Source organism: Niallia sp. NCCP-28 (assembly GCF_023168165.1).
In the GTDB taxonomy this organism is placed as follows: Bacteria; Bacillota; Bacilli; order Bacillales; family Cytobacillaceae; genus Niallia.
Map to the genome: position 1 here is coordinate 362,567 of NZ_BQYJ01000002.1, position 16,592 is coordinate 379,158.

General features: G+C 35.3%; 14 protein-coding genes. 10 read left to right on the forward strand and 4 right to left on the reverse strand.

Annotated features, from left to right (window positions below; all coding sequences use genetic code 11):
- Positions 1-11: 11 nt before the first annotated feature.
- The 8 genes from iolC to fba all read left to right on the forward strand — a co-directional run bounded on the left by iolC (position 12) and on the right by fba (position 9,228).
- Positions 12-1,007, forward strand: a complete 996-nt coding sequence (iolC, locus tag NCCP28_RS06575) for a 5-dehydro-2-deoxygluconokinase (RefSeq protein WP_248560602.1) — start codon at positions 12-14, stop codon at positions 1,005-1,007.
- A gap of 13 nt (positions 1,008-1,020) precedes the next feature.
- The gene (iolD, locus tag NCCP28_RS06580) at positions 1,021-2,931 is read left to right on the forward strand and encodes a 3D-(3,5/4)-trihydroxycyclohexane-1,2-dione acylhydrolase (decyclizing) (protein ID WP_248560603.1); all 1,911 of its coding nucleotides are present in this window, start codon (positions 1,021-1,023) and stop codon (positions 2,929-2,931) included.
- A gap of 11 nt (positions 2,932-2,942) precedes the next feature.
- Positions 2,943-3,842, forward strand: a complete 900-nt coding sequence (gene iolE / locus NCCP28_RS06585; RefSeq protein WP_248561112.1) for a myo-inosose-2 dehydratase — start codon at positions 2,943-2,945, stop codon at positions 3,840-3,842.
- A gap of 18 nt (positions 3,843-3,860) precedes the next feature.
- The gene (locus tag NCCP28_RS06590; protein WP_248560604.1) at positions 3,861-5,312 is read left to right on the forward strand and encodes a sugar porter family MFS transporter; all 1,452 of its coding nucleotides are present in this window, start codon (positions 3,861-3,863) and stop codon (positions 5,310-5,312) included.
- An 88-nt stretch (positions 5,313-5,400) separates the two neighbouring features.
- Positions 5,401-6,438 carry a bifunctional inositol 2-dehydrogenase/D-chiro-inositol 1-dehydrogenase gene (gene iolG / locus NCCP28_RS06595; RefSeq protein WP_248560605.1) on the forward strand — a complete coding sequence of 346 codons (1,038 nt, stop codon included), beginning with the start codon at positions 5,401-5,403 and terminating at the stop codon, positions 6,436-6,438.
- 102 nt (positions 6,439-6,540) lie between these two features.
- On the forward strand, positions 6,541-7,410 hold the full coding sequence (locus tag NCCP28_RS06600) for a sugar phosphate isomerase/epimerase family protein (RefSeq protein WP_248560606.1): 870 nt from the start codon (positions 6,541-6,543) through the stop codon (positions 7,408-7,410).
- 35 nt (positions 7,411-7,445) lie between these two features.
- Positions 7,446-8,294: a sugar phosphate isomerase/epimerase family protein gene (locus tag NCCP28_RS06605; RefSeq protein ID WP_248560607.1), complete on the forward strand. Its 849-nt coding sequence runs from the start codon at positions 7,446-7,448 to the stop codon at positions 8,292-8,294.
- 64 nt (positions 8,295-8,358) lie between these two features.
- Positions 8,359-9,228 (forward strand): class II fructose-1,6-bisphosphate aldolase, encoded by an 870-nt coding sequence (fba, locus tag NCCP28_RS06610; protein WP_248560608.1) that lies wholly within the window; start codon positions 8,359-8,361, stop codon positions 9,226-9,228.
- Positions 9,229-9,406: 178 nt separating this feature from the next.
- Here the strand turns inward: fba and NCCP28_RS06615 are convergent, their stop codons facing one another.
- Both NCCP28_RS06615 and NCCP28_RS06620 read right to left on the reverse strand, forming a co-directional pair.
- Positions 9,407-9,796 (reverse strand): tautomerase family protein, encoded by a 390-nt coding sequence (locus tag NCCP28_RS06615; protein ID WP_248560609.1) that lies wholly within the window; start codon positions 9,794-9,796, stop codon positions 9,407-9,409.
- An 84-nt stretch (positions 9,797-9,880) separates the two neighbouring features.
- Positions 9,881-11,212 carry a PTS transporter subunit IIC gene (locus NCCP28_RS06620; RefSeq protein ID WP_248560610.1) on the reverse strand — a complete coding sequence of 444 codons (1,332 nt, stop codon included), beginning with the start codon at positions 11,210-11,212 and terminating at the stop codon, positions 9,881-9,883.
- A gap of 338 nt (positions 11,213-11,550) precedes the next feature.
- On the opposite strand from NCCP28_RS06620, the gene NCCP28_RS06625 reads away from it, so the two are divergent.
- Together NCCP28_RS06625 and NCCP28_RS06630 are read left to right on the forward strand one after the other, a co-directional pair.
- The gene (locus tag NCCP28_RS06625; RefSeq protein WP_248560611.1) at positions 11,551-12,027 is read left to right on the forward strand and encodes a PTS sugar transporter subunit IIA; all 477 of its coding nucleotides are present in this window, start codon (positions 11,551-11,553) and stop codon (positions 12,025-12,027) included.
- Positions 12,028-12,143: 116 nt separating this feature from the next.
- The gene (locus tag NCCP28_RS06630; protein WP_248561113.1) at positions 12,144-12,950 is read left to right on the forward strand and encodes a histidinol-phosphatase; all 807 of its coding nucleotides are present in this window, start codon (positions 12,144-12,146) and stop codon (positions 12,948-12,950) included.
- A 21-nt stretch (positions 12,951-12,971) separates the two neighbouring features.
- Here the strand turns inward: NCCP28_RS06630 and NCCP28_RS06635 are convergent, their stop codons facing one another.
- A complete protein-coding gene (locus NCCP28_RS06635; protein ID WP_248560612.1) occupies positions 12,972-14,591 on the reverse strand; it encodes a response regulator in 1,620 nt (539 codons plus the stop codon).
- Positions 14,592-14,606: 15 nt separating this feature from the next.
- Positions 14,607-16,436 (reverse strand): sensor histidine kinase, encoded by a 1,830-nt coding sequence (locus NCCP28_RS06640; protein ID WP_248560613.1) that lies wholly within the window; start codon positions 16,434-16,436, stop codon positions 14,607-14,609.
- Between the last annotated feature and the right edge of the window lie 156 nt (positions 16,437-16,592).

Here is a 16,592-nt window from a genome sequence, read left to right on the forward strand (position 1 = left end):
TGTTTACTAACATGAAATATGAATTCAGTAACGATAGAGAATTTGACGTAATTGCAATTGGCAGAGCTTGTATTGATTTAAACGCAGTAGAATATAATCGCCCAATGGAAGAAACGATGACTTTTTCCAAATATGTTGGCGGTTCACCTGCCAATATTGCCATTGGAAGCAGCAAGCTTGGACTTAAAGCTGGTTTCATTGGTAAACTTGCTGACGATCAGCATGGACGTTTTATTAAGAGCTATATGCAAGGTGTTGGAATCGATGTTTCCAACATGGTGGTGGATACAGAAGGACACAAAACTGGTTTGGCATTCACAGAAATATTAAGCCCTGATGAATGCAGCATTCTAATGTACCGTGAAGATGTGGCAGATTTATATTTAGCACCATCAGAAGTGGATGAAGACTATATTAAAAAAGCTAAAGTACTATTAGTTTCTGGTACTGCCCTTGCACAAAGCCCTTCAAGAGAAGCGACAATTAAAGCAGTAAATTTAGCGAAGAAAAACAATGTGAAAGTAGTATTTGAACTAGATTATCGTCCATACACTTGGAAATCAAAAGAAGAAACAGCAGTATACTATGCTTTAGTTGCAGAACAGTCGGATGTTGTGATTGGAACTCGCGATGAGTACGATGTAATGGAAAATATCGTTGGCGGCAAAAATGAAGATACGATTCAATACTTATTCAGCAACGAAGCAGATTTAGTTGTCATTAAGCATGGTGTAGAAGGTTCTTATGCTTATGCGAAATCTGGTGAGGTATTTAGAGCGCAAGCCTATAAAACGCAAGTATTAAAAACATTTGGTGCTGGCGATTCTTATGCATCAGCTTTTCTTTATGCGCTTATTTCAGGAAAAGAAATCGAAACAGCACTTAAATATGGAAGTGCATCAGCATCTATTGTTGTAAGCAAACATAGCTCATCGGAAGCAATGCCGAATGTAGAGGAAATAGAAGCATTAATTGCGAAAAACGAAAAAATCGAAGCAAGAAGTTAAGGAGGGAGCATAAGTGGAAACAATTCGTTTAACGACTGCACAAGCATTGATTAAATTTCTAAACCAACAATATCTGCATGTAGATGGCAAAGAATTTCCTTTTGTGGAAGGGATATTCAATGTGTTTGGCCATGGGAATGTGTTGGGGATTGGTCAAGCGTTAGAGCAGGATCCAGGTCATTTAAAAGTAATCCAAGGGAAAAATGAACAAGGGATGGCACATGCAGCGATTGCTTACAGCAAACAAATGCTGCGCCAAAAAATATATGCGGTTACCACTTCATCAGGTCCTGGATCTGCAAATGTAGTGACAGCAGCAGCAACCGCTTTAGCAAATAATATCCCAGTATTGTTGCTTCCAGCAGACACATTTGCAACACGTCAGCCTGATCCCGTATTGCAGCAGCTGGAGCATGAACATAGCTTGGCAGTTACAACAAATGATGCATTTATGGCTGTTTCTAGGTACTGGGACCGTGTAACAAGACCAGAACAGTTAATGTCCAGTCTGCTTCGTGCATTTGAAGTAATGACAGATCCAGCAAAGGCAGGTCCGGCAACCATCTGCATTTCTCAAGATGTAGAAGGGGAAGCGTTTGATTATGATGTGAAGTTTTTCGAAAAAAGGGTGCATTACATAGATAGGAAAACTCCATTTGAAAGAGAATTGCAAGGTGCGGCCACCTTAATTAAAGCAAGCAAAAAGCCAGTCATTCTAGTCGGCGGCGGCGCCAAGTATTCCGAAGCACGCGAAATTTTGATGAAAATCTCTGAAACTTGCCATATTCCACTTGTTGAAACACAAGCAGGCAAATCAGCGGTTGAAAGTACATTTGCCAATAACCTTGGCGGAATGGGAATCACTGGCACACTTGCAGCAAATAAAGCAGCCCGCGATGCTGATTTGATTATTGGATTAGGAACACGCTATACAGACTTTGCAACAGCATCTAAAACGGCTTTTGATTTTGATAAAGCAAAATTCTTAAATATTAATGTGAGCCGCATGCAAGCATATAAAATGGATGCATTCCAAGTAGTGGCAGATGCAAAAGCGGCATTAGAAAAACTATATCCATTATTAGAAGGATACAAAAGCGAATTTGGCAATCAAATTCAAGAGCTTAAACAAGAATGGAATGCAGAAAGAGAACGTTTAAGCAAAGTCAGTTTTACTAAAGAACATTTTAATCCAGAAATCAAAAATCACTTCTCGCAAGAAATTTTAAATGAATATGCAGAGGCACTGCAAACAGAATTTGCTCAAACAACAGCCTTGCTTGCGGTAAATGAAACCGTCGCTCCAGACAGTACGGTTGTATGTTCTGCAGGATCTCTTCCAGGTGATTTGCAGCGTTTGTGGAATACAAGTGTTCCAAATACGTATCATCTTGAGTATGGATACTCATGCATGGGCTATGAAGTTTCTGGGGCTTTAGGAGTAAAATTAGCAGAGCCAGATAAAGAAGTATATTCAATTGTGGGAGATGGAAGCTTCTTAATGCTTCATTCAGAATTAATTACATCTATCCAATATAAACAAAAAATAAATGTAGTGCTTTTTGACAATTCTGGATATGGCTGCATCAATAACTTGCAAATGGATCATGGCAGCGGCAGTTTTAACTGTGAATTCCGCAATGCCGATCAGCAAATTATGAATATTGATTATGCCAAAGTGGCAGAAGGTTATGGGGCAAAAGTATACAGAGCTAATAACACAGAAGATTTAAAAGCAGCGTTAGAAGATGCGAAAAAACAAGATATTTCTACATTGATTGAAATAAAAGTGCTGCCAAAAACAATGACAGATGGTTATGAAAGCTGGTGGAATGTAGGGGTAGCAGAAGTTTCAGAAAGTGAAAGTGTACAAAAAGCATACGAGTTCAGACAACAAAAATTGCAGCAAGCAAAGCAATATTAAGAGAGGGCGGAATCAATATGGGAGAGATTCTTTGGGGAATTGCGCCAATTGGCTGGAGGAATGATGACATTCCAGAAATTGGAGCGGAAAATACATTGTCGCACTTATTAAGTGATATTGTTGTAGCTGGTTTTCAAGGGACAGAAGTCGGCGGCTTCTTCCCTGAAGCAAAAGTGTTGAATAAAGAACTGAAACTTCGCAATTTAAAGATAGCCGGACAATGGTTCTCAAGTTTTTTAATACGTGATGGTTTAGAACAGACTGCTAGTCTATTCCATAAACACTGCGCTTATCTGAAAGAAGTAAATGCATACGTTGCCGTTGTATCTGAACAAACGTACAGCATTCAAGGAATGCAACAAAAAAATGTGTTTGCAGAGAAACCATATTTTACGGATGAAGAATGGGAAAAGTTATCTAATGGTTTAAATGAGCTTGGGAAAATTGCAGAAGAATATGATTTAAAGCTAGTCTATCATCATCATATGGGCACAGGCATACAAACATTGGCAGAAATTGATCGTTTAATGGATGCTACTGATCCAAACCATGTCCATCTTTTATTTGATACTGGTCATATTTATGTATCAGATGGCGATTATATGACACTCTTAGCAAAACATATAAACCGTATCAAACATGTTCACTTTAAAGATGTAAGAGAAAATATTCAAGGAGAATGCAAAAGAGAGGGGCTATCTTTTCTTCAATCCTTCTTGCGGGGAATGTTTACTGTTCCAGGTGATGGCATCATCGATTTCACGGAAGTTTATGAATACTTGCTTAGAGCAGACTACAGTGGCTGGATTGTCATTGAAGCAGAACAAGATCCTGCAATAGCACACCCGTTGGAACACGCTTTGATTGCTCGGAAGTATATTAATGAAAAATTATTGATGCTTCACGTATAAGAGGGGAGAATGAGCGGAATGGCAAATGGGAATGTGGTTCAGGGTCAAGCTTTACAAAATAACGGCTCAAATAAAAAGTTTTTAAAGAAAATTACCATTATATCAACTTTTGGCGGATTATTGTTTGGTTATGATACAGGCGTTATCAATGGTGCACTGCCATTTATGTCAGAAAAAGATCAGCTGAATTTAACTCCATTTACAGAAGGGCTTGTAGCAAGTTCCCTCCTTTTTGGAGCAGCGCTTGGAGCCGTATTTGGAGGTAGATTATCGGATAGCAAGGGCCGCAGAAAAAATATTTTATATTTAGCTGTGTTATTCTTTATTGCAACATTAGGATGCACTTTTGCACCAAATACAACTGTCATGATTGCCTTTCGTTTCTTGCTTGGCCTTGCTGTAGGGGGAGCATCTGTAACAGTGCCGACATTTTTAGCAGAAATGTCTCCAGCTGAAAAGCGGGGGCGGATGGTAACACAGAATGAGCTGATGATTGTCACAGGACAATTGCTTGCATTCACATTCAACGCTATTTTAGGAAGCGCTTTAGGTGACACGGCACATGTTTGGAGATATATGCTTGTTATTGCATCGCTACCTGCAGTATTGTTATGGTTCGGCATGTTAATTGTGCCTGAGAGTCCGCGCTGGCTTGCATCCAAAGGAAAAATAGGAGATGCATCAAGAGTCCTTAGACAAGTTAGGGAAGAACAAAGAGCAAAAGAAGAATTAAAGGAAATTGAAAAATCTCTTGCAAACGAATCAAAAACAGAAAAAGCAACATTAAAAGATTTAAATGTACCATGGGTTCGCCGCATTTTGTTTATTGGTTTAGGAATTGCAGTTGTACAGCAAATAACTGGTGTAAATTCTATCATGTACTATGGAACAGAAATTTTGAAAAATGCAGGATTTGGTATGCAAGCTGCACTTATCGGTAATATTGCAAACGGTGTTATCTCTGTATTGGCAACATTTGTAGGGATTTGGCTTCTTGGAAAAGTTGGTCGTCGCCCAATGCTTTTAACAGGATTGATTGGAACAACATCCGCACTATTATTAATTGGTATTTTCTCATTGACTATGGAAGGAACACAAGCATTGCCATATATTGTTCTTTCATTAACGGTTACATTCCTAGCATTCCAACAAGGAGCTATTTCACCAGTAACTTGGTTAATGCTTTCTGAAATTTTCCCGCAAAAGTTAAGAGGGTTGGGAATGGGTGTGACTGTATTCTGCTTATGGATTGTTAATTTCTTTGTTGGGTTGCTGTTCCCGGTTTTAATGGCTGGCATAGGACTATCTGCAACTTTCTTCATATTTGTTATTTTAGGCTTAGGAGCTATTGCATTTGTGAAAAAATTCTTGCCGGAAACAAAGGATCGTTCTTTAGAAGAGCTAGAAACTTATTTCCGCAATTATAATAAAGATGCTAATACTGATGAATCGATTAAAGCAGCAAAATAAAAAGATGGAACACCAATAAATGTAAGCGTGTACTGAAAACGTTTAAACTATTGATTGAAATATTAAAAATTATTAGGAGGAATCTATCATGGCTTTAAAAATTGGGGTAATTGGAACTGGAGCAATCGGAAGAGAACATATTAAAAGAATTACAAATACATTATCCGGCGGGGAAATTGTCGCTGTTACAGATGTTAATCAAGAATCTGCCAAACAATCAGTAGAACAATATGGTTTAAATGCAACTGTTTTCCCTGATGATGCAACACTTATTGCAGAAGGAAATGTTGATGCAGTATTTGTGACAAGCTGGGGGCCTGCCCATGAAGGCAGCGTATTAAAAGCCATTGAAGCAGGAAAGTATGTATTCTGCGAAAAGCCATTGGCGACAACTGCTGAAGGCTGCATGAGAATTGTGGAAGCAGAAATGAAACACGGCAAAAAATTAGTGCAAGTTGGCTTTATGCGCCGCTATGACAGCGGATATGTGCAATTAAAAGAAGCAATCGATAATAACTTTATTGGGGAGCCATTAATGCTGCATTGTGCACACAGAAATCCAACTGTAGGCGAAGCTTATTCAACAGATATGGCTATTTCCGATACTTTAATTCATGAAATTGATGTATTGCACTGGTTAGTGAATGATGATTATAAATCTGTACAAGTATTATTCCCTAAGAAAAACAAATATGCACACCAAGGGTTAAGAGATCCGCAAATGGTCATTTTAGAAACAGAAACAGGCATCATCATTAATGTAGAAATTTCAGTGAACTGCCAATATGGCTACGATATTCAATGTGAAGTGGTAGGAGAAGAAGGTATTGTCAAGCTTCCAGAAGTGGCAAGCATCACACATCGCAAAAAAGCAACATTAGGGGCTAATATCCTAATGGATTGGAAAGATCGTTTTATTGATGCCTACGATGTAGAGCTGCAGCACTTTATGGATTCTATTAGAGACAATGGCGAACCGAATGGACCAACTGCCTGGGATGGCTATATTGCCCAAGTAACAGCAGATGCTTGCCTTAAAGCACAAGAATCTGGCCAAAAAGAAGACGTCGTGTTAAAAGAACAACCAGATTTTTATAAAAACAGCTTAAAAACAGCAAGCGTTTAAGCTGTTGGCAGCAAAAAGGAATAGGCGCCTAGAGCAATTTTCCTCTAGGTGCCCCAGAAATAAAATCCATATAAAAAATTACATAGAAAAGAGGAACAAAAAATGCGCTTAGCTTATGATCCGTCCCATTACCGTGATAATACTGGGCTAAAAGAAACGATTGATAATGTTGCAAGACTTGGTTATGAATATGTAGAATTTTCTCCACGCAAAGACTTTATCTGGTTTTATGAATATCCAAAAGTAGATAGACAATTGATTAAAGATTTAAAAAGATACTGTTTGGATGCAGGAGTAAAAATCTCTTCTGTACTGCCTGTTCAGCAGTGGTCTTCTCCAGATGAATTAGAACGTCAAGCGGCAGTGAGAAACTGGAAACGCTGCATTGAAATTACATCAGAACTAGGCGTAGACTTAATGAACAGTGAATTTGCCGGAGACAAAAGCCGTCCAGTAGAAAGTGAAGCAGCATTTGTCCGCTCTATGGAAGAATTAATGCCATTATTTGAAAAAGAAGGAATCAACTTAAATCTTCAATCTCATCCAAATGATTTCATTGAGCTGAATATTGAAGCAGTTCGAATGATCCGTGCATTAGATAAAGATTGGATTAAACTAGTTTATTCAGTTGCCCATGCATTCTTTTATGATGATGGAATCGGCGATATTGCAAAACAACTGGATGAAGCAAAAGATCTATTAGCACATGTGTTGATTGCAGATACACTTAACCATAAAGCAGCATTTGGATTGCGTTATATTGTCAATCCGCCAAATGCCAATGTAACCATCCATCAGCATTTAAATCCTGGCGAAGGAGAAATTGATTTTGACACACTGTACCGCAAATTAAGAGAATTTAAATTTGATGGCATCGTGACAAATTCTGTGTTTGCCTACCCTGATAAGCCAGAATGGTCAAATGAATTAACATTAAAATCTATCAGAGAAGGCTTGAAATTAAATATTTAAGAATCTATATTTTATGGGGCAAGGAGAGAAGAACAATGAAAATTGGGATAAATCAAGGGACAACTTTAGAAAACTCTACATTAGCGCTGGATTTGGAATTATGCGAAAAACATGGCTATGATTATATTGAAATTCGTTCTATTGATAAATTAGTAGAATACTTGGAAACACATACAATGGATGAGTTGGTGCAATTTTTTGAAACTCATCATATTAAACCACTTTCTTTGAATGCCCTTGTCTTTTTTAATAACCGTACAGAAGAAGAATATGCAAAAGTTGTTGCTGAATTTAAGGATATGCTGGAAATAGCAAAAACTTTAAAGGTGGATAAAATTGTTGTAGTGCCGACTGTAACAGAAAAGAAAATCAAAAAATCTGCCATTAAAGAAAGCTGTGTAGAAGTGCTGACAGAATTGTCTGATCTTGCAGAACCATATGGAGTTAAATTGGCTTTAGAATTTATCGGCCATCCTCATGCAACAGTTAATACGCTGGCATTTGCCAATGAAATTGTAGAAGCTGTAAATCGCGATAATGTAGGAATTGTATTTGATACATTCCAGTTTTATGCAATGAATTCTACATTGGAGGATTTAAGAAATACAGATGGAAGCAAAATCTTTATTTTCCATATCAATGATGTGGATGACTATATGCCAGGAATCCTATTAGATGAAGATCGTGTATATCCAGGCCATGGTGCCATCGATTTAGACAGCATTCTTGCTATCCTAAAGGAAAAAGGCATTCATGAGCATGTGTCTGTTGAAATTTTCCGGCCTGAATATTATCAGCTAGATGCAGAAGAAGTAATCAAAACAGCTAAAGAAACAACGATTCAAGTTGTATCCAAGTATTTTGAAGTAGAAAAGGTATATTAAAAGGTTAATAAGTTTAAATAGTAAGTTTTTAATGGAAAGTTAAATATCCAAGGGGGTGTAAGCAATGACAATTGTTTCTATGCGTGAAATGCTTATAAAGGCAAAAGACGGAAAATATGCTGTTGGGCAATATAATATGAATAGCTTTCAATGGGTTCAAGCAATTCTTCAAGCCTCACAGGAAGAGCAGGCACCAGTCATTGTAGCCGCTTCTGATCGATTAGTAGATTATTTAGGCGGTTTCCAAACTATTGCATCAGGGGTAAAAGAACTGGTTAAAGAATTAAATATAACGGTTCCAGTTGCACTACATTTGGATCATGGCATGAGTGTGGAACGCTGCAAACAAGCAATTGACGCAGGTTTCAGTTCTGTGATGATTGATGGTTCCCATTTTTCCATTGAAGAGAATATTAAAATGACAAAAGAAGTAGTAGACTATGCAAAAAAGTACGGCGTTTCTGTAGAAGCCGAAGTAGGCACAGTCGGAGGAATGGAAGATGGTCTGGTTGGCGGCATTTCATATGCGGACCCAATGGAATGTCTCCGCTTAGTAAATGAAACTGGCGTTGATGCTTTAGCAGCAGCTCTTGGATCTGTTCATGGGCCATATCAAGGGGAACCAGTACTTGGATTTGATGAAATGAAGCAGATTTCTGAGTTGACAGGAATTCCGCTTGTGCTGCATGGAGGTTCTGGCATTCCTGAATATCAGTTGAAAAAAGCAATTGAATTAGGGCATGCCAAAATTAATGTAAACACAGAATGTTTGCAAGCGTGGGCAAAAGCAGTTCGTGAAAAATTAGCAGATGACACAACTACTTATGACGCACGTGCTATTACAACACCAGGAAAAGAAGCTGTGAAAGAAACAGTTAAAAAGAAAATTGCTGAGTTTGGTACAGCACAAAAAGCCTTGCAGGTGAATAGATGATATTGGATAAAAAGCTACTAGTGTTTGCAACACTAGTAGCTTTTTATGCTTATTGAGCCCTGATGGAGAACGGCGAATAAAGGTGAGAGGACAGCTGAAACAGGTGAGCGCAGAAGACGACATAAGCAGGAAAATTTCAAACAAAAAAACAGACTATTCACAGTCTGTTTTTTTGCTTTTATAATTCACCAGTTAAAAATTGGGCTCTGCCAAAACCAAAGCTCCAGTCTTCGTCATCATTGATTACAAATGATACCATAACATCTTTTGGATCAATTCCGCATTCTTTTTGTAGTGCTTCCGTTAAGTGTTTATAAAAGTTTTGTTTTTGTTCCGTTGTTCGCGATCTGCTTGTAACAGTCAGGACAATCACATCATTTGTGCGTTCAAAACCTAAGCCTGTATCTTTTACAATCATTTCATAAGGCTTATGCTGGCTGACAAGCTGATAACGATCTCCTTCTGGCACTTCAAAACTTTCCACCATAACATGATGGGCAACATCTAATAGTTTGGTGATTTCTGTTTCTGTTCGTCCTTCTAGCATGTCAAAACGTATTAATGGCATAGTAGTCATCTCCCAATTTTTATATAGTAGTTTATTGGCATTTATAAGGAGTGTTCCCTTGAAAAAAACAATCATAAGCAAATTTTAAGAAACTTTTCTTTTTTTTTCTTTGTTCCATTTTGTTTGTCGTTCGGGGAAAAACAGCATGATAAAGCCAATAATATAAATACCTAGAAATAAGAAAAAATAGCTTGATAGATTAGCTTCAGTAAGGAAGTATACAAGTGGACTGCTGCCATAATCCAAACTAGAAACTAAACTGTCTGATGGAATAGCAATGTTGGTGGATTTTGCTAAAGCAGTAAAAACCTCTGCAGTCTTACTGATAAGATAATTGCTGATAACTAAAATAATGCTGCCAATGACAACTGTCCTAATGATAGAACCATTTGTAATCGAGATGATTAAAGGAACTAAATAAATAAGACCGCTGAGACTTGCGATTGGCAGAAACTGATTGTTTTCAGTAAACAAGGATAAAAGGATAATAATTGGAATTAACAGGCCGCTTGAAATCAGCAGGTTTTTATCATTAATAACAAGAGAGGGAGTCATTCCGATAAAAAGATTCTTATCCTTTTGCTGCAGAATCTTTTCTTCTAATTTGTTTGAGATGGGTCTGATTCCATCAACGAGAATAGAACTCACCTTTGGTATTAGCAGCATCATGGAAGCAAATACAACAGATAATTTTGCTGTTTCATACATGGTGAAATTTGCAAGCAAGCCTAATGCTAACCCTAATAATAATCCAACAAAGATAGGATCAATGGAAAAAGAAAGGGAGATCCTTCTACGTTTCTTTTTAAAAGGGCGGGTCATGATGGTAATCAGCTGGTTAAGAAAAACTGCAATGGGTATAAACATAAGGGAATAAGCATTTGGAAACGAAATGTTAGGCAGCTGATAGTATTTTTTTACAGAAGGTGCAGTTAAGTCAGCCATTATCATGGTTAACATAAAATCTAAAATGCCTGCAAGAATTCCTAATACAGCAGATTGTGTAACATAGGAGACAAATACACTTGTAAAAGCGAAATGCCAATAATTCCAAAGATCAATATTAATAGTTCGCGTTAATTTAGCATAAATCATGATGCTGTTTACTAGTAAGCAAATTGGAAGCATAAGCATTCCTGTAAGACTATGGAAAGCTATATTTGCTGCGACTGGCCAACCTAAATCGATAATATTCAAATTCAAATGGAATCTATCTGCTATTCCTGAAACAACGGTATTGATATTTTCAGACAGCATATTTGTTATAACGGTTACCCCTATAAACCCAATGCCAATCATTAACCCTGAACGAAAAGAGTCATATAATGTTAAGCGGAAAAACAGACCCATAATAGTAAGGATTATCGGCATAATGACGCTTGGGCCGAGATTGAGAATGGCTGTTACAACCTCCATAGTTTCCTCCCATCATAAACGATTTTGTTCTAGTACTCTATTAGGTTAAGAGAAAAATATGTATTTATTACTACTGTATTGTAACATGTAATCATAAAATAATCAAAATATAATCATGAATTAATCATTTTATTGTTAAGTGTGTGTGGATATATTAAGCAGTCTATCAATAAATAAGTTTTGCATTTTTTTTCGACATAAATTTGCTGTAATTTGTCTACATATGATAGAAATTGATAGCGCATTTATTGCAAGAGTTAGTGTCCTATTATAAAATGAACATATTATTATGAATTTTAATGATATAAAAAAGCACGCATTAATGGGAGGGAATAATCATGTTTAAAAATCTTTTTAAAAAAAACAAACCAGAAAAAACGGAAGCAAGCAATACTATCATACAGCCCTTAGAAGGAAAAATTCTATCAATTGAAGAAGTGCCAGATCCAGTATTTTCCCAAAAAATGATGGGAGATGGGTTTGCGATTGATCCATCTAATGGAGTATTGATTTCACCAATTGATGGTCAAGTAATGAATGTATTCCCGACAAAACATGCGATTAGTTTAGCAGACAATAACGGCAGAGAAATATTGATTCATGTTGGACTCGATACGGTTACATTAAAAGGAGAAGGATTTACTCTTTTTGTAAAAGATGGAGATAAAATAAAACAGGGGCAAAAGTTAATGGAAATTGATTTCGCTTCCATCAAATCGAAAGTCCCTTCCATTATTACCCCAGTTGTTTTTACGAATTTGAGCGAAAATGAAAAGGTAGTTGTTGAGGGAGATCAGGTCAGAGTTATATCTTAAGTATTCTTAAAATATTCATGATATGATAAGTGTTGAAAGAACCATTCATTTGGTTTTTCCAGCACTTTTTTTGTTCATAAGATAAAATTGCAGAAAGGAATGATTTTATGGCAACTATTTTATTTGATTTACATACACATAATGAACGATGCGGCCATGCCATTGGCACGATAGAAGATTATATTCAGTCTGCCATTAAAAAGGGATTAGATTATATAGGGATTTCAGATCATTCGCCACTTTTTTTCCATGAACAGGATCATCCTAATCCAAGGTATTCTATGGCAACAAGCGACTTTGCCAACTATGTAGGAGAAGTGCTGAAACTAAAAGAAAAATACAAACATAAAATTCATGTGCTGCTTGGCGTTGAAAGTGATTATTTCCCGAGGCATATTGAATTGTATAAAAATCAATTCAGGCAATATCCATTTGATTATATTATTGGCTCGGTTCATTCTGTAAATAGAAAAAGCATCTTTGATAAAAGCCGTTGGGATTTATTAAATGCAGAGCAGCAAATTCAAGAAAAAGAAGCATATTATTCTCTTATCCAAGCATCAGCAAAAACAGGAGCATTTCAAATATTAGGCCATATTGATGCAATGAAAGGCTATTATCCACCATTTTCTGCTATTCATACCCCCATTATTGATGAAACCTTAAAGCTTATCGGTGAACTTGGCGTAGCGATAGAAGTAAATACATCAGGAAAAACAAAGGATGTTGGCGGCTGGTATCCTTCTAATGAGATACTAGAAAGAGCATTATTTTATGGAGTAGATGTCACTTTTGGGTCAGATGCACATATAGCGGAACGAGTTGGCGATGATTATTTGCTAGTACAACAAACATTAAAGGAAATTGGGTTTGAAGAAATGGTGTTTTATGTGGAGAAGAAGAGACAGAGTGTATTGCTATAAAGGAAGCCTGGCCCTCATCTTTTAAGGAGATGAGGAGCTGGCCTTTTTTTCTGCAGCTGTACGGAATTCACTTGGAGTAATTCCCGTTATTTTTTTAAAGGAAGCACTGAAATAATATTGGTTTGAATAACCCACTTTTTCACTAATCTCCATAATAGGAGAGTTTGTATTTTTCAGTAGTTCTTTTGCTTTATTAATTCTTACAAGCGTAATATACTTGGAAATGCTTTTTCCTTTTGTTCTTTTAAATAAGGTTCCTAGGTAAGAGGAACTCATATTAATAAATTGCCCAATTTTGTTTAAATTAAGTTCAAAATCATGGTAGTGAGTCTCAATATATTGGCTGACTTGCTCCGCTACTTGTTTGTGTTTAGATTGTACGGAGTCTTCTAGTAGTTGGCATGAAAATACACATATTTCAAATAAGTAGCTGCATATTTCCTTACTTGTTTGAAGCTCCTCTAATTTCATAAAGATGGTTGTCATTTCATAACGGATTTCTTGATCCTCTATACCGATATCATACAAAAAGCGTAATAATCTTGATAGGAGGGAATAGACATAAGCAATAATTCCATTTTTATTATAATAATCATTTGTCCATCTTTTTTCCAGCAAGTTCGTAAAATCCTTTAATGAATTTATGTCTTTTTGTGCAATAAAATTAATGAATTTCTCTTCATCACCTAAAGGGAAAACTATAGGAAAAGGATTATTTTGTCTAATATCTTGAATGGAAAGAATAGAATCTTCACCTAAAATAAATTTATATCCATTTGCATGTTTGGCATTTTGATAAGAAAGAGAAATTTCCCAAATAGATGGAACAATATTTCCAATGCCGATTGTTTTGGTTAAGGATTGAAACTGAAAATCTTCTTTTATATTCGTGAATTTTTTAATAAGATACGGAATAAGCCCATCTTCTCTTCTATTTATACTCCCTATTAAAAATATAAGTCGGCTTCCTTGATTAATCGTGTAGCATATGCATTGTTTAGTAAGAACATTTTCAACTGTTTTAATATAGTGGAAGATTTGCATATGATACCGTTCCACCCCAAGTAGTTTCATTTGGTCAAGGTATTTATGGATGTCTATGTAAACACAAACATACTCTTGTGCAGAAAAGTCTAAATCCAAATAAGCTGCTTGGTCACCTAGTGTATATTCAGCATAATCTGATCCTGCATTTATTAGATCAAGAAAAAATTTCTCCATTAAAGCAGGTTTGCTTTGCTGCAATCGTTCTAATGTATCTTTTTCTAAATCTGATTTATGAAGAGTTTGTTGGATGATTTGGAAAAGATATTGATAATCTATTGGCTTTTCGACATAATCGCATACATCCAGCCGAATAGCTTCTTTTGCATAGTTAAAATCATCGTAACTGCTAATGAAGATTACTTTAATGAAAGGATACTTGTTTAGAACTACTTTGGCTAATTCAATCCCATTCATCTGTGGCATTTGTATATCAGAGATTATTATATCTGGCTTTATCTTTTCTAACTGAGACAAGGCATCTTTTCCATTGGTATAAATACCACAAATCTCTGCATCTATACTCTTCCAGTTAATATTTTTACATATTCCTTCTGAACAAATTTGATTATCATCTACAATCATCACTCTTTTCATCAAAATTCTCCTTTCTTAAAAATCAAATAAATCTTCATCTAAAATAATCTGCTGCAAACATAATGTCACGCTTGTTCCAGAAGGGTCTCGTTTGGCTATTTGAAGAGCAGGCTGATGCTCAGAAAACATAGAGAGACGTTTATTAACATTTATCAATCCAAAATGCTGCTTGGTTTTAACATTATTATTAGTTAGTGCATCATTAATTTTTTTGCATGTTGCTGCTGATATTCCTTTTCCGTTGTCATCAATAGTTATAAAGATATTATCTTCTCTATAAAAGAAGGAAATTTGTATCGTTATTTCATCTGTATGATCTATACCGTGGTGGATACAATTCTCTAGAATTGGCTGTAGAACAAACTTTGGTATCAAAAAATGCTCAATCCCAGCTTCTTTGGAAATATGCCATGTAAAGGAATGGTTTCGATTCAGTTTTTCCATTTCTAGATAGAGAGTGGCAATTTCTACTTCATCTTTAATGGAGATAAGTTCATCTCCTTTTTTTAATAGCATACGATAAAATTTTGCGAGTCTTATAATCATATTATTGGCATCTTCTAGTCTTCCAAGTGTCTGACATGTTTTTATGGAATCAAGCATGTTGTATAAAAAATGTGGATTTATTTTGGACTGCTCCAACTGAAATCTCATTTTTTCTTCTTGAATTTTAAATTCTAAGAGTGATTGGAAATTTGCATTTATTTTATTTGTCATTTTATTAAAAACAATGGCTAAATCATCGAATTCATCTTTGTATTTTTTATTTTCATTGATTGGCAATTTTAAGGCTATTGGTTTATCTTTGTAATCGTTAAAAGAAAGAGATGTCATTATACTAGCTAATTGGCGAATTTTTTTACTTAATTCATTAGAAGTGAATAAGCTGCTTAAAATGCTGACAATAACTACAAATATTACTGTAGCAAGTAAAATGCTTACTAGAATGAATGTGTTGCTGACAATGTATTTATTGGGTACCTCTGTAATAACATACCAATTTGTTACATGATTATATTTTACGATGTATTGTTTGTTTTTCCATTTAAAAGGTTCTTCTGTTCCCGTTTTTATTTTAAGAAATAGATTCTTTTCTAATTTTTTACTGAGTAGTGATTCATTTCGATGAGAAATAATCAGCCCATTTTCATCAATGAGGAAGCTACTTATACTTGAATCTGAACTGCTATCTTGCAAAATTTTATTAATCTCTGATTCTTTAATATCAATAAAAAATGCATAGTCAATTTGACTACTGTTCTGTTTTTTAAACACAATATAGGCTGAAATATAATTATTTTTTTTATAGGTTTGATGTACAATAAATGGTTCTTTAATCTTCTTTGATAAATGCCAATTTAAATGATTAATATTTTTATGCATTTCTTGATTTGAAATTCCATGAGTTTTAATATCTTTTATATTGAAAAAAGTGATTCCTTCATGACTGAATAAAAAATCTTCATTCGTATAAACACTGATATTGGCAAACTGAAATGAATTCTTTAAATTAGCAATATTATTTCTTACTGCACTATATGTATTAAGCTGTTCAGGTAGGGAGGAAGGAGATTGTAAAATTAATGTATACATATAATATTGCATCATATTTGATGCATTTTCCATTTGGTTAAATCGATTTGTGAGAATCTCATTTAATTGGTTATTAGAATAGGAAACTGAGTCCAATAATTTGTTTTTTGCTATATTATAGGAAAGTACGTAAGAAAGAACACCCAATAAAAGAAGGGGAACGATAGACATAAAAAAGAAACTTAATAATAATTTACTTCGAAAGCTGCTAAAAACTTTTGGGGAAAACTTTTGAAGAAGATGGGAAATCAAAATTATCACCCTCCGCGTCTTGGTAAGCGATTACATTATATAAGTAAGTGTATATAGAATTATTCTTTTAATCAATAGGAACGGAAATATAAAATTCTATAAAAATTATATTTTTATCATGGGAAATTATATTTAAGTAGTTTGCCTTATTTTTTA

Excerpts from the sequence above, each read along its gene's own strand:
- iolC (WP_248560602.1), top strand. The coding sequence starts at position 12 with ATGAAATATGAATTCAGTAACGATAGAGAATTTGACGTAATTGCAATT.
- NCCP28_RS06590 (WP_248560604.1), top strand. The coding sequence starts at position 3,861 with ATGGCAAATGGGAATGTGGTTCAGGGTCAAGCTTTACAAAATAACGGC.
- iolG (WP_248560605.1), top strand. The coding sequence starts at position 5,401 with ATGGCTTTAAAAATTGGGGTAATTGGAACTGGAGCAATCGGAAGAGAA.
- NCCP28_RS06600 (WP_248560606.1), top strand. The coding sequence starts at position 6,541 with ATGCGCTTAGCTTATGATCCGTCCCATTACCGTGATAATACTGGGCTA.
- NCCP28_RS06605 (WP_248560607.1), top strand. The coding sequence starts at position 7,446 with ATGAAAATTGGGATAAATCAAGGGACAACTTTAGAAAACTCTACATTA.
- fba (WP_248560608.1), top strand. The coding sequence starts at position 8,359 with ATGACAATTGTTTCTATGCGTGAAATGCTTATAAAGGCAAAAGACGGA.
- NCCP28_RS06615 (WP_248560609.1), bottom strand. The coding sequence starts at position 9,796 with ATGCCATTAATACGTTTTGACATGCTAGAAGGACGAACAGAAACAGAA.
- NCCP28_RS06620 (WP_248560610.1), bottom strand. The coding sequence starts at position 11,212 with ATGGAGGTTGTAACAGCCATTCTCAATCTCGGCCCAAGCGTCATTATG.
- NCCP28_RS06625 (WP_248560611.1), top strand. The coding sequence starts at position 11,551 with ATGTTTAAAAATCTTTTTAAAAAAAACAAACCAGAAAAAACGGAAGCA.
- NCCP28_RS06635 (WP_248560612.1), bottom strand. The coding sequence starts at position 14,591 with ATGAAAAGAGTGATGATTGTAGATGATAATCAAATTTGTTCAGAAGGA.